The organism is Zoogloea sp. (assembly GCF_041911615.1).
GTDB lineage: Bacteria > Pseudomonadota > Gammaproteobacteria > Burkholderiales > Rhodocyclaceae > Zoogloea.
Genome location: NZ_JAYROR010000074.1, coordinates 36,908 through 49,593, shown reverse-complemented (window position 1 = coordinate 49,593; position 12,686 = coordinate 36,908). Strand labels below are relative to the sequence as shown.

General features: G+C 69.4%; 14 protein-coding genes. 7 read left to right on the top strand and 7 right to left on the bottom strand.

The window, feature by feature from the left end:
* Nucleotides 1-83 precede the first annotated feature (83 nt).
* Together ACE3P2_RS08620 and ACE3P2_RS08615 are read left to right on the top strand one after the other, a co-directional pair.
* A complete protein-coding gene (locus tag ACE3P2_RS08620; protein ID WP_374263459.1) occupies nt 84-956 on the top strand; it encodes a DUF3365 domain-containing protein in 873 nt (290 codons plus the stop codon).
* A gap of 16 nt (nt 957-972) precedes the next feature.
* The gene (locus tag ACE3P2_RS08615; protein WP_374263457.1) at nt 973-2,994 is read left to right on the top strand and encodes a protein kinase; all 2,022 of its coding nucleotides are present in this window, start codon (nt 973-975) and stop codon (nt 2,992-2,994) included.
* Nucleotides 2,995-3,010: 16 nt separating this feature from the next.
* On the opposite strand, the gene ACE3P2_RS08610 is transcribed toward ACE3P2_RS08615, so the two are convergent.
* The 6 genes from ACE3P2_RS08610 to ACE3P2_RS08585 all read right to left on the bottom strand — a co-directional run bounded on the left by ACE3P2_RS08610 (nt 3,011) and on the right by ACE3P2_RS08585 (nt 6,337).
* Nucleotides 3,011-3,673 carry an Hpt domain-containing protein gene (locus ACE3P2_RS08610; RefSeq protein ID WP_374263454.1) on the bottom strand — a complete coding sequence of 221 codons (663 nt, stop codon included), beginning with the start codon at nt 3,671-3,673 and terminating at the stop codon, nt 3,011-3,013.
* Between the two features lie 142 nt (nt 3,674-3,815).
* Entirely contained in the window at nt 3,816-4,250 is a 435-nt protein-coding gene (locus ACE3P2_RS08605; protein ID WP_374263451.1) for a four-helix bundle copper-binding protein, read from the bottom strand.
* A 15-nt stretch (nt 4,251-4,265) separates the two neighbouring features.
* Nucleotides 4,266-4,904 (bottom strand): BON domain-containing protein, encoded by a 639-nt coding sequence (locus tag ACE3P2_RS08600; protein WP_374263448.1) that lies wholly within the window; start codon nt 4,902-4,904, stop codon nt 4,266-4,268.
* Nucleotides 4,901-5,494 (bottom strand): phosphoheptose isomerase, encoded by a 594-nt coding sequence (locus ACE3P2_RS08595; protein ID WP_374263445.1) that lies wholly within the window; start codon nt 5,492-5,494, stop codon nt 4,901-4,903. The genes ACE3P2_RS08600 and ACE3P2_RS08595 overlap by 4 nt, the downstream gene beginning before the upstream one ends.
* Before the next feature lie 104 nt (nt 5,495-5,598).
* Nucleotides 5,599-5,979, bottom strand: a complete 381-nt coding sequence (locus tag ACE3P2_RS08590; RefSeq protein WP_374263442.1) for an HIRAN domain-containing protein — start codon at nt 5,977-5,979, stop codon at nt 5,599-5,601.
* Nucleotides 5,969-6,337, bottom strand: a complete 369-nt coding sequence (locus ACE3P2_RS08585) for a YraN family protein (RefSeq protein ID WP_374263439.1) — start codon at nt 6,335-6,337, stop codon at nt 5,969-5,971. The genes ACE3P2_RS08590 and ACE3P2_RS08585 overlap by 11 nt, the downstream gene beginning before the upstream one ends.
* A gap of 80 nt (nt 6,338-6,417) precedes the next feature.
* Here ACE3P2_RS08585 and rsmI point away from each other — a divergent pair, with 80 nt between their 5' ends.
* From rsmI to gpmI, 5 genes are all read left to right on the top strand, one after another.
* Nucleotides 6,418-7,284 (top strand): 16S rRNA (cytidine(1402)-2'-O)-methyltransferase, encoded by an 867-nt coding sequence (gene rsmI / locus ACE3P2_RS08580; protein WP_374263436.1) that lies wholly within the window; start codon nt 6,418-6,420, stop codon nt 7,282-7,284.
* A 182-nt stretch (nt 7,285-7,466) separates the two neighbouring features.
* Nucleotides 7,467-8,501, top strand: coding sequence for a dihydroorotase (gene pyrC / locus ACE3P2_RS08575; RefSeq protein WP_374263433.1), 1,035 nt, complete (start codon nt 7,467-7,469; stop codon nt 8,499-8,501).
* 10 nt (nt 8,502-8,511) lie between these two features.
* Nucleotides 8,512-8,958 carry a hypothetical protein gene (locus tag ACE3P2_RS08570; protein ID WP_374263430.1) on the top strand — a complete coding sequence of 149 codons (447 nt, stop codon included), beginning with the start codon at nt 8,512-8,514 and terminating at the stop codon, nt 8,956-8,958.
* Nucleotides 8,955-9,770, top strand: coding sequence for a DUF3025 domain-containing protein (locus ACE3P2_RS08565; RefSeq protein WP_374263427.1), 816 nt, complete (start codon nt 8,955-8,957; stop codon nt 9,768-9,770). Before ACE3P2_RS08570 ends, ACE3P2_RS08565 begins: the two co-directional genes overlap by 4 nt.
* Nucleotides 9,771-9,963: 193 nt before the next feature.
* The gene (gene gpmI, locus ACE3P2_RS08560) at nt 9,964-11,616 is read left to right on the top strand and encodes a 2,3-bisphosphoglycerate-independent phosphoglycerate mutase (RefSeq protein WP_374263424.1); all 1,653 of its coding nucleotides are present in this window, start codon (nt 9,964-9,966) and stop codon (nt 11,614-11,616) included.
* Between the two features lie 250 nt (nt 11,617-11,866).
* On the opposite strand, the gene ACE3P2_RS08555 is transcribed toward gpmI, so the two are convergent.
* Nucleotides 11,867-12,643 (bottom strand): NYN domain-containing protein, encoded by a 777-nt coding sequence (locus ACE3P2_RS08555; protein WP_374263421.1) that lies wholly within the window; start codon nt 12,641-12,643, stop codon nt 11,867-11,869.
* Between the last annotated feature and the right edge of the window lie 43 nt (nt 12,644-12,686).

Sequence of the window (12,686 nt, the reverse complement as noted above, 5' to 3'; positions counted from 1 at the left end):
CGACTGCCCGAAACGGGCCGGAGCTGTGCAAAAATACGGCTCTTTTTGGTGTGGCCCGCCGGGCCCTCGTCTGGGAGGCTCCCGTGGGATTGCGACTCAAATTCAATCTGGTGCTGCTGGCGGTGTTCCTCGCCGGCTTCGGTGTGGCCGGCTACATCTCCCACGACCTGCTCTACCGCCAGGCGCGCGAGCGCGTGCTGGGCGAAGGGCGGCTGGTCATGGAGGCGGCGCTGGCGATTCGCGGCTACACCGTCGGGCAGGTCCGCCCGCACCTGATCGACCGCATGGACAACGGCTTCCTGCCCCAGACCATCCCGGCCTACGCCGCCACCGAAACCCTCGCCGAGCTGCACAAGAAATACCCCGACTACGATTACAAGGAAGCCACCCTGAACCCGACCAACCCGCGCGACCGGGCGGCGGACTGGGAGGCCGACCTCGTGAACGTGTTCCGCAATCGGGCCGACAACCGCGAGATCAGCGGCCAGCGCGATACGCCCACCGGCCCGGCGCTGTACATCGCGCACCCGATCCGCATCGAATCCCCTGCCTGTCTCGGTTGCCACAGCACTCCCGAGGCTGCGCCGGCCGGTATGCTCAAGGTGTACGGCAGCGCCAACGGCTTCGGCTGGAAGCTCGACGAGGTGGTGGGCGCGCAGATCGTCTCGGTGCCGATGTCGGTGCCGCTGGCCAGCGCTGGCCAGGCTTTCCGCACCTTCATGCTGTCGCTGGCAGCGGTGTTCGTGGCGGTGTTCGTCGCGCTCAACCTGATGCTGTCGTGGCTGATCGTGCGGCCGGTGTCGCGGATGTCGGCCGCCGCCGACAAGATCAGCACCGGCGACTTCGACCAGCCGGAGTTTCCCGAGGCCGGCAGCGACGAGGTGGCGGTGCTGGCCAGCTCCTTCAACCGGATGCGACGCAGCCTCGAAAAAGCCATGCAGATGATCGACGGCTGAGCCGGAGCGCCGCTTCATGACCGACCCGCGCGGGCTGCCCGAAGGCTACCTCCTCAACGAATACCGCATCGAGCGCGTGCTTGGGGGCGGAGGCTTCGGGGTGACCTACCTCGCCCACGACACCAACCTCGACTGCGCGGTGGCGCTCAAGGAGTACATGCCTCGCGACGTGGCGCGACGCAATCCCGACCACAGCATCAGCCCCGCCGACGACCGCGACCGGCGCGCCTTCGACTGGGGGCTGCAGCGCTTCCTGCTCGAATCCCGTGCGCTGGCGAGCTTCCACCATTCCGGCATCGTCCGCGTGCTGCGTTATTTCCGCGCCAACGACACCGCCTACATGGTGATGGCCTACGAGACCGGTCAGCCGCTGCAGCACTGGCTGGTGGGGCGCCTGCCCCTCGACCGGGCGAGCCTGCTGCGCATCGTGCGACCGCTGCTCGACGGGCTCGAGGCGGTCCATGGCGCCGGTTTCCTGCACCGCGACATCAAGCCCGGCAACATCTACATCCGCGACGACGGCTCGCCGGTGCTGCTCGATTTCGGCTCCGCCCGCCGGGTCGAGAACGACGGGGGCGACCACACCCTCACCGCCGTCGTCAGCCCCGGCTTCGCCCCCGCCGAGCAATATCACCGCCACGGCAAGCAAGGGCCGTGGACCGACCTCTACGCGCTGGCGGGGGTGATGTACTGGATGGTCACCGGCCACCTGCCGATGGAATCCCTGGCCCGCCTGCGCGAGGACACCATGCCGTCGGCGGCGCGTCTGGGCAACGCGGCCGCGTTCGGGATCGGCCTGCTCAACGCCATCGACTGGGCCTTGCGCCCCGACGAAAAACTCCGGCCCCAGGATGTTGCCGCGTTCCGCCGCGCCTGCCTGGCGCCGCCCACCGGCGGCGAGGTGGCGGCCGAGCCGCCGGTCGAGGCGCCACTGCCACTCGGCCTGTCGCCGGCGGAGGCGCGCACCTTCATCGCCGCCGTGCTGTTTGCCGACGTGTCGGTGCCGGTGGCCGAGGCCGCGGCCCGCGCCGCCGGTCGCACCCGGCTGGCGCGGTTGCTCACCGACGCGGTAGCCACCGTGCCGCCGACCACCCGGCTGGCCATCAACACGCGCGAAGGCTGCGCGGTGTGCTACGTGGGCGATCCGGAGGATGCCCTGCGTGCGGCCACCCGCATCGGAGATGCGGCGGCGAGCGAGGGGCTGGGCGTGCAGATGGGGATCAACCTCGGCCCGGTGCAGGTGGCGCCGGACGCCGGCGGCCGTTCGCGCATCCTCGGCGACGGCATCTCCACCGCCTGCCGCGTGATGCGTCTCGCCGAGCCGGGCAACGTGCTGGTGTCGCGGGCGTATTTCGAGGTCATCCAGCATCTGCGGCGCAACGCGGCCGCGTGTTTCCGCCATCTGGGGCTGCGGCGCGACGGCGATGCCCGCGAGCACGAACTCTTCGCCTACACCGGTGAGCCCGCCGTGGGGACACCGGCCGACCCGTCGCTGCCGCGACCGATGAGTGGCGCCGACCTGACCCCGGCGGTCATCGAGGCGGCCGAGCGTTGCCTCGCCCTGCACATCGGGCCGATGGCGAAGGTGCTGGTGCGCCGCACCGTGCCGCGGGCGGCCAGCCGCGAGGCGCTGCACCGGCAACTCGCCGAGATGATTCCCGATCCGGCGCCGCGGGCGGCTTTCCTGGCAAGCGTCGAAGGTGGCGATGCTGCGTCCCGTCAGCCGCTGACGGGCAGCGCCCGGGCCGGCGCGCGTGCGCCCGACAGTCGGCAGCCCCCGCTGTCGCAGGCGCCCTTGTCGCAAGCTCCGCTGTCCCAGAACCCGCGTGAGCCGTTGGTGTTTCCGGCCGGCCTCGACGAGGCCGCGGTGGCGCGGATCGAGGCGCTGTTCGCGCGCTTCATCGGTCCGATGGCGCGGGTGCTGCTTCGGCGCGAGCTGCGCGCGGCGGATGGGCTGGAGAGCCTGTGCCGGGCGCTGGCGGCCCACATCGACAAACCCAAGGAGCGTCAGCGTTTCCTGATCGAAGCGGGCTTCTGAGCCGCCTCGGGCGGCGTCAGGCCGACGGGTCGGGCAGCCCGCGAGCGGCGCAGGCGGCCAGCAGCCGGGCTTCGGCAATCTCGAAATCGAAGTTGCGCACCGCTTCGGCGAGGCGCGGAAAGTCGTCCGGAAACGCGGCCCGCAGCAGCCCGGCGTGGGCGTCCAGGACGCGGCCGGCGCGGGTGTCGCAATCGATCAGGAGCGGTAGTAGTTCGCGGCAGGCGGCGCTGAGCCGGGCGGGGTCGAGCGGGCCGTCGGGTACGTCGGGCGTTGGCGCGGCGGGCAGTTTGGCGGCGAGTTCGGCGACCAGTTCGGCCAGTGCGCGGGAGAAAACCTGCAGGTGCGCGTCGATCTGCGTCGGCGGCAGCCCTTCGCGCAGGGCGTGCTCGAGCGCTAGTGCGGCGGGGTAGAGGCGCACCGCACCGAAGGTGCCGGCGAGGCCCTTGACGGTGTGGGCGCGGCGGGTGGCGGCGTCGGCGTCGGCCTGGGCGAGGGCGTCGGCGATGACGTCGGCGGCATTGCCCTCGTCGGTCACGAAATCGCGCAGCAGTTCGATGTACAGCCCCACGTCGCCGTCCATCCGGCGGATGCCGGCGGCGCTGTCGAGTCCGTCGATGGGCTGGGGGAGGCCGTCGATCGGGCTGGCCGGGGCGTGGCCGGTCGGGGCGCTGTCGTGCATCAGGTTCTCCACTCGGGCTTTGTTGTTGGTGTTGTCGCTGGATGGTGCCTGTCGGACATGATAGCGTTCCGGCCCGTCCGCCGGAACGCCCTAAAGCAAACCCCCCGCCGCAGCGGGGGGCGTGGGGGCTGCGAGGGCCGGATCAGGCCACCATGGCCTTGCAGGCCTTGGCGCATTCGGCGCAGCTTTCCATGCATTCCTTGCAGGGCTTGTGCTTGTCGGCGTGCTTCTTGCACTCGGCTTCGCAGGACTGGCAGACCTCGACGCACAGGGCGGCGAGCTTCGGGGCGAACTTCGATTCGGCGCCGGCCAGGGTGATCAGCGCGCGACAGGAGGCGAGCATCTCGCGCACGCTGGCCGCACAGGCGGCCATGGCCTTGTCGCCGTCGCCGAGCAGCATGATGCAGTGGGTGAGGCAGACCTCGCCCTTTTCGATGCAGATGCCGGCGGTGTCGAGGACGGCCTGCCACGGGTGGGCGCCATCGTGGTGATGGTGGCTGTGATCGGCGGCGGCGTTGGCGGTGCCGGCGGCGGCGAGCAGGGCGCCGGTGGCGAAGAGGGCTTCACGACGATTCATGGTGCGGTCCTTGGCTTATCTGGGGTTGGAGTCGGCGGGGCGGATGGCGCTGTCGAGGCGTTTCACTTCGTCTTCGCTGATGTATTCGAACACCCGCACGACCTTCTGCACGCCGCTGGTGGTGCGGGCGATCTCGGTGGCGGCGTCGCCTTCGCGCTGGCTGACCAGGCCCATCAGGAAAACCGTGCCGGCTTCGGTCACGACCTTCACGTGGGGGATGTGGAAATCCTTCTGGTCGACGAAGCGGGCCTTGACCTTGGAGCTGATATAGCTGTCGTTGGTCCGCGCGGAGATCGTGCTGGTGGGGGCGACGCGCAGTTCGTTGACCACTTCGCGCACGTTGTCCACGGCGGCGGCGAGGCGGCCTGCTTCATCGCGGCTGGCTTCGTTGAAGGCTTCGCCGGTGAGCAGCAGCTTGCGGTTGAAGGAGGTGGCGTTCACGTGGACCTTGTCGCCGAGGCGGTCGCCGATCCATTTGTTGGCTTTCCACTCGATGCCTTCGTCCTCGACGTAGGTGCCGGAGCTGCGGCGGTCCGAGGCCATCGCGACGGCCATGCCGGTGCCGCCGACGATCACCGGGATGCAGCCCTGCAGGGCCGACGCGGCGGCGATGGCGGCGAGGAGGGTGAGCAGCGGCTTGCGGGTCAGATTCATTCTTCTACTCCGAGAAAGAGGCAGTCGATGCCGTCGCACAGGCAGTGGAGGGTCAGCAGGTGGACTTCCTGGATGCGCGCGGTGCGGTCGGCGGGCACGCACAGGTGGATGTCGTCGGGGCCGAGAAGTTCGCCGATCTGCCCGCCGCCCTTGCCGGTGAGGGCGACGACGTGCATCTCGCGCTCGTGGGCGGCGTGGATCGCCTCGACGACGTTGGGTGAGTTGCCGCTGGTGGAGATCGCCAGCAGCACGTCGCCGGGCTGGCCGAGGGCGCGCACCTGCTTCGAGAAGACCTGCGAGAAGTCGTAGTCGTTGGCGATCGAGGTGAGGGTCGAGCTGTCGGTGGTGAGGGCGACGGCAGCCAGCGGCGGGCGCTCCATCTCGAAGCGGTTGAGCAGCTCGGCGGCAAAGTGCTGGGCGTCGGCGGCCGATCCGCCATTGCCGCAGGCGAGGATCTTGCCGTTGGCCATCAGGCTGTGGGTCATCGCCTCGATGGCGCGGGCGATGGGGTCGGCCATGAATTCGAGGGCGGCCAGCTTGGTCTGGGCGCTGTCGGTGAATTGCTGGGCGATGCGGGCGACAAGGTCCATGAAGAATCCGGAAAAGGCGTGGGGGACGCGGCGCGGGCGGCGCACGCTCGGTGCGGCAATTCTAGCATTCGGGGCGAAGGCGTCGCCGGAGGCGAGAAATCCGCTTACAAACCGACATAGACATCCACCCGCAGGCGTTTCCAGGGGTTGGGGTCGCGGGCGAGCTGCCCGATGCGTCCGCCGATCGGCGTGCCCTTGTCCATTTCCTCGGCCACCTCGCGGTTGTCGGTGCGGGGCAGGTAGCCGAGCTTGGTGCCGCGCCATTCGACGCGCACCGCGTAGGGATCGTGGCGGTTGCCCGGTTCGCGCACCAGGGTCAGGCGGTCGCCTTCGCGCATCTCGTCCCACAGGATCTTGCCGCCGTAGTACTGGAAACCGGCCAGCGGCGAGCGCTGCACCAGGATGCGCACCTCGGCCACCGCAGGCAGCGCGAGCGCCGCCAGGAGGCCGGCCACGGCTGCGGCGAGACGGCGCCTACGAGGCATCGAAGGCACCGCGAATCCACTCGATGCGGGTTGCGTCGAGCCCGTCGAGGAGCACCGCGTCGAAGCGGCAGGGGCGCTGCGCGTGGGCGCGTCCGGCGCCCGTCAGCCAGTGCTGCGCGGCGAGGATCACGCGCCGCTGCTTGGTCGCGGTGATGCTGGCGGCCGCGCCGCCGAAGCGGGCGCTCTTGCGCAGGCGTACCTCGACGAAGACCACGCAGCCGGCGTCGTCGGCGATCAGGTCCACTTCGCCGCCGCGGCAGCGCACGTTGCGGGCCAGGATCGCGAGGCCACGCCCGGCAAGATGGGCGGCGGCGAGCGCTTCGGCCGCCGCGCCGCGCCGCAGGTGTTCGGCTTGCATCGGTGCGCCGGCGCGCCCACAATCGGCGTCCGCTTTCTCTTGCGCGTCCGGCGACGCCTGCCGTGCCCGCTTATTTCGCCATGCTTCCCACACTGCCCGAATCTCCGCTCTCCAAGACGCCGTCATTGTATGTGGTGGCCACGCCGCTGGGTAATCTGCATGACATGAGCCTGCGCGCGCTGGCGGTGCTGAAGTCCGCCGACGCCATCGCCGCCGAGGACACCCGCCACAGTCAGCGGCTGCTCGACGCCTTTGGCATCACCACGCGGCTGGTCGCGCTGCACGAGCACAACGAGCAGGCCGCCGCGGGGCTGGTGATCCGGATGCTCGAGGAGGGCAAGCACGTGGCGCTGATCACCGACGCCGGAACGCCCGCCGTTTCCGATCCCGGCGCGCGGGCGGTGGCGCGGTTGCAGGAAGCGGGTTTCCCGGTGGTGCCGGTGCCCGGTGCCTGCGCTGCGATCGCGGCGCTGTCGGCCTCCGGGCTGGCGGACGGCGCCTTCCATTTCCACGGTTTCCTGCCGACCAAGCCAGTGGGGCGCCGCGCCGCGCTCGAGGCGCTGCGCCCGGTGCCGGGCACGCTGGTGTTCTACGAAGCGCCGCACCGCATCGCCGAGACCCTCGACGACCTCGCCGCGGTGCTCGAGCCGACGCGCCAGATCGTCGTCGCACGGGAGCTCACCAAGCTCTTCGAGCAGATCGCGCGGATGCCGCTGGCCGATGCGCCGGCCTGGCTGGCGGCCGATCCGAACCGCGCCCGCGGCGAATTCGTGCTGCTGGTGTCGGCCGCGCCGCCGGGCGAGGGGTTGCCGCCCGACGCCGAGCGGGTGCTCGCCCTGTTGCTCGCCGAATTGCCCGTCAAACAGGCCGCCAAGCTCGCGGCGGCGATCACCGGCGCGTCGAAGAACGCACTCTACGAGCGGGCGCTGGCGCTCAAGTCGGCCTGAGCGCGACCCCGCGCGGAACTCCCCCGCGCGATGGCGCTCTGAAGCACGCCGCGGCGCACGCCCCTGCGTAAAACCGCACGCTGCCATGCCGTTGCCCTGCGCAGGGCGGGCCGCATCCTTTGCCGGCGCGCTGTGACGCCCTGTTAAAATGACGAATTCGCCATTCGCCCGGATCGAAAGCCATGACCACACTGACCCTCACCCGCCCCGATGACTGGCACCTGCACGTGCGCGACGATGCCGCCCTGGCTGCCGTTGTGCCCGACACCGCGCGCCGCTTCGGCCGTGCCCTGATCATGCCCAACCTGCGTCCGCCGGTCACCTCCGTCGAGCAGGCCCGTGCCTACCGCGGGCGCATCCTGGCCGCGGTGCCCGCGGGGCTCAAGTTCGATCCGCTGATGACGTTGTATCTCACCGACACCGTCAAACCCGACGAAATCGACAAAGCCGCCGAAAGCGGCTTCGTCATCGCCGCCAAGCTCTACCCGGCCGGCGCCACCACCAACTCGGACGCCGGTGTCACCGACATCGCCCGCATCTACCCGGTCCTCGAACGGATGGGGGAGCGGAACATCGTGTTGTGCGTTCATGGCGAGGTAACCCATGCTGACGTTGATATCTTTGATCGCGAGCGCGTCTTTATCGATCGCGTGCTGGCGCCGGTTGCAGCGCGATTCCCGTCGCTGCGCGTTGTCTTCGAGCACATCACCACGCGTGAGGCGGCGCAGTTCGTGAGCGAGGCCGGCCCCAACGTGGGTGCCACCATCACCGCGCACCACCTGCTGCTCAATCGCAACGCGATCTTCGCCGGCGGCATCCGCCCGCATCACTACTGCCTGCCGGTGCTCAAGCGCGAGACCCACCGCGAGGCGCTGGTGAAGGTCGCCACGTCCGGCAGCCCCAAGTTCTTCCTCGGCACCGACTCCGCGCCCCACGCCAAGAGCACCAAGGAAGCCGCCTGCGGCTGCGCCGGCTGCTACACCGCCCACGCCGGCATCGAGCTCTACGCCGAAGCCTTCGAACAGGCCGGCGCCCTCGACAAGCTCGAAGCCTTCGCCAGCTTCAACGGCCCCGACTTCTACCGCCTGCCCCGCAACGCCGACACCATCACCCTCGCCAAGGAAAGCTGGGCGGTGCCCGCCGCCCTCGACTACCTGCCCGGCGATCCGCTGGTGCCGCTGCGCGGTGGCGAGACCATCGGCTGGAAACTCGTCTGATCCCACCACGATGCATCCGATCCTCAAGCGCCTGCTCGCCTTCGCCGTCATTCCCGCCGCCCTGGCCGCCTGCGAATACGAAGGCGTCGCGTTCCTCATCGACGGGCGCGACCAATCCATCACCCTCGTGCGCGAGCAACGCTTCTTCTGGGACGACGAGGTCGAACAGGCCGTCGTCGTCTCGCGGATGCCCACCTGCCTGCGTCGCTACAGCATCAAGTCGGGCGTGGCCGGCACCCTGAAGATGGAAGTCTTCGAAGCCGGTGCCGACCTGTGGGCCCTCAAGCAAGGCAAGAACTGGTATCTCGCCAGCACCGAGAAATGCGATTTCCAGGTCTGGAAGGACGCCCCCGCCGAGCCGCCCGGCAAGCTCGTCGGCACGTTCATGCGCAAGGCCGAGCGGCTCCAGTTCGTCCCCGCCGAAAAACCCGCCACCCCCATCAAACCCGCCGAATGAGCGTCGTGCCGGACGCGCCCGCCGCGCTCGCCGGCCGACCCCTGTTCGAACCCATCGCCGGGCTGCTTGCCCGCTTCCCCACGGCCATCCCCGACGCGGCGGCGCTCGACGCGCTGCTTCGCCACTTCGCCCCCGATGCCGTCTGCGGCGCCGGCCGCCCGATCCACTTCGTGCCGCCGCCACCCCACGCCGACGGCTACGAGGCCCACATCGACGCCACCGGCGAAGTCCCCACCCGACCGGGCGACTGGCACGACTTCTTCAACGCGCTCGCCTGGTGCGTCTGGCCTCGCACCAAATCCGCCTGCAATGCCCTGCACCTGCGCGAGATCGCTCGCCGTCGCGCCGTCGGCGAGCCCGGTCGCGGCCCGCTGCGCGACGCCCTCACCCAGTTCGACGAATGCGGCATCGTCGTCGCCGCCAGCGATCCCGAACTGCTCGCACTGCTCGCCGGTCACCACTGGGAAGCCGCCCTGTGGACGCACCGCGCGCGGCTCGTCGACACCACCCGCTTCCTCGTCTTCGGCCACGGCAGCTGGGATTCCCTGCGCGCCCCGTTCTTCGGCCTGTGCGCCAAGGCGCTGTACCGGGTCGTCGACGCGGACTGGCTCGCGCAGCCGGCCGATCTGCGGCAGCGCGACTGCGACGCCTGGCTCGCCCGGCGACTGCTCGACGAACCCTTCGGCAAGTCCAGCCTGCATCCGCTGCCGCTCCTCGGCATCCCCGGTGTCACCCCCGCCAGCGAAGCGGCGGACTACTACCGCGATACCCGCCAGTTCCGTCCCCGCCCGATCTGCCCGCCCCGCGCCTAGGCGCCGCGTCCCCGCCGCCGAACCGTCCGCCATGTCCGCACAATGACGGCCGCCCACGGAATTTCTGACACCCGCGCCCACGCCGCACCGTGCCCTGACCGCCGATTTGAAGGAAAATAGCGCGCCTGCCGGATGCCGCCCGGGTGATCGCCCCCGCCGCACCGGCCCCGACTTCACTCTTCAGGAAGCGAACATGCTGCAGAAATTCTCCGCCTTCCCCGGCGTTCCCGGCCCCGTCGTCGTCATCGTCATGGACGGCTACGGCATTCCCAAGAACGACGCCGGCAGCGCCATCGCCGCCGCCCGCAAGCCCACCCTCGACGCCGTGTTCGCCGAGTGCCCGCACATCACCCTCCGTGCCCACGGCACCGCCGTCGGCATGCCGTCCGACGACGACATGGGCAACTCCGAAGTCGGCCACAACGCCATCGGCGCCGGCCAGGTGTACGCCCAGGGCGCCGCCCTCGTCGCCAATGCCATCGCCAGCGGCGCCATCTGGCAGGGCGAAGCCTGGAAGGAAATCGTGGCGGGCGCCCAGGCCGGCGCCAACGGCAAGGCCGGCACGCTCCACTTCATCGGCCTGTTCTCCGACGGCAACGTGCACAGCCACATCGACCACCTCAAGGCCATGGTCCGACAGGCCAAGGTCGAAGGCGTCAAGACGGTGCGCATCCACGCCCTGCTCGACGGCCGCGACGTGCCCGAGACCAGCGCGCTCGATTACGTCGTGCCCTTCGAAGCCTTTCTCGCCGAGCTGAGCACCGACGGCTTCGACGCCCGCATCGCCTCCGGCGGTGGCCGCCAGTACATCACCATGGACCGCTACGACGCCAACTGGCCGATGGTCGAGAAGGGCTGGAAGACCCACGTGCTGGGCGAAGGCCCGCAGTTCGCCAACGCCACCGCCGCCGTCAACGGCCTGCGCCAGCAGCACCCCGGCACCATCGACCAGGACCTGCCCGAATTCGTCATCGCCGACGGCGGCAAGCCCATCGGTACCATCGAAGATGGCGACGCCGTCGTGTTCTACAACTTCCGCGGCGACCGCGCCATCGAGATCACCCGCGCCTTCGTCGAAGCCGACTTCGACAAGTTCGACCGCGTGCGCGCGCCCCAGGTCACCTTCGCCGGGATGCTCCAATACGACGGCGACCTGCAACTGCCCAAGCGCTTCCTCGTTGCCCCGCCGGCCATCACCGACACCTCCGGCGAATGGTTCAGCAAGATGGGCCTCGCCCAGTTCGCCTGCTCCGAAACCCAGAAGTTCGGCCACGTCACCTACTTCTGGAACGGCAACCGCTCCGGCAAGTTCGACGGCGAAACCTGGCAGGAAGTCCCCAGCGACGTCGTGCCCTTCGAGCAGCGCCCGTGGATGAAGGCCGCCGAGATCGCCGACGCCATGATCGCCGCCGTGCAATCCGGCAAGTACAAGATCCTCCGCTGCAACTTCGCCAACGGCGACATGGTTGGCCACACCGGCAACTTCCGCGCCGCCACCATGGCCGTCGAAGCCGTCGATCTCGCCTTGGCCCGCCTGCTCCCCGCCATCGCCGCGGCCGGCGGCGTCGCGCTGATCACCGCCGACCACGGCAACGCCGACGAAATGTTCGAACTCGATAAAAAGACCAAGCAGCCCGCCCAGAACAAGGACGGCAGCTTCAAGGCCAAGACCGCCCACACCCTCAACCCGGTGCCGCTGGCGCTGTTCGACAAGGTCACCGGCGGCAAGCTCGGCCTCAAGCAGACGGAAACCGCCGGCCTCTCCAGCATCGCCGCCACCGTGGCGAACCTCGTGGGGCTGGAGAAGCACGAGAAGTGGGATGAGGGGGTGCTGGAAGTGAAGTAAGCCCAGCGCTGCGGATTGCGGCTGCGGTTGAAGTGAAAATGGCGCGCGCCGGGAGGTCCGCGCCATTTTTGTTGCTGATTTCCGGGTGTTCGTGAAAGGCTCCTATGGTTAAGGCTTGTCCGCCGCCTGCCCGGCCGGGTGAATCATGGCCCCAAAGCGTTGCGCGTGGGGGCAGGCATCGGACAACCCTTAACCCTTGCGGGCGTTCCTACTCCATCGAATTTCATTCCTTTTGTTCATCTGGTTTTAATCACCCCTGCTTCACCCCCACCGTGTAATGTCCGCCGTCTTCCTTCTTCAACGCCAGCAGGTCGTACGTCTTGACCATGTCCAGCAGCCCCGAATGCCCGTAGATGGCCGGTGAGAAGCCGGGGTCGGTGCGTTTGAGGTATTGGCCGAGCTGGCCGAGGCCGATGCGACCTTCCGACGTCCCGGCGGCGAGAAGGGTGACGGCATCGACGACGAACTTCGGGCGGCGTTTGACGATGGGGGGTTTGGCAGCGGGTTCCGTCCTGGCCTGGGGGGCTTTGTCGGTGGCGGGATCGTGTTGCGGGGGGCGTTCGGGCTCCGGTTCGGGTTCAGGGGCGGGCGGCGTCCATTCGAAGAACTGATCGCTCGCATTGCGCAGCGCGTCCGGGGTCTTGGCTTCGCCGACGATGCAGACGGTGGCCCCGCGTTCGCGGAGCTTGCGGCACAGGTAGGCGAAGTCGGAGTCGCTGGTGACGAGGCAGAACTTGTCGGCGCGGTGGTCGAACATCGCCTCGAGGGCGTCGAGGGCCAGGGCGATGTCGGCGGTGTTCTTGCCGGCGACGTATTGGTATTGCAGGCAGGGCGTGAAGGCTTGCCGGACGAGGGCTTCCTGCCAGGTGCGCGATAGCGTGGTGTGGTTGCCGTAGCCGCGCCGCAGCACGACGCGGCCAAACTGGGCGACGACGCGGAGCGCGAAGTCGAGGATGTCGGGGGTGGTGTTGTCGCAATCGACGAGGACGGCGACGCGGGTTTCGGTGGGTAGGTGAGGGGGGCTCATCGGCGGCGGAGGAGGCTGGGTTTATGAATTCATGTTACAGCGA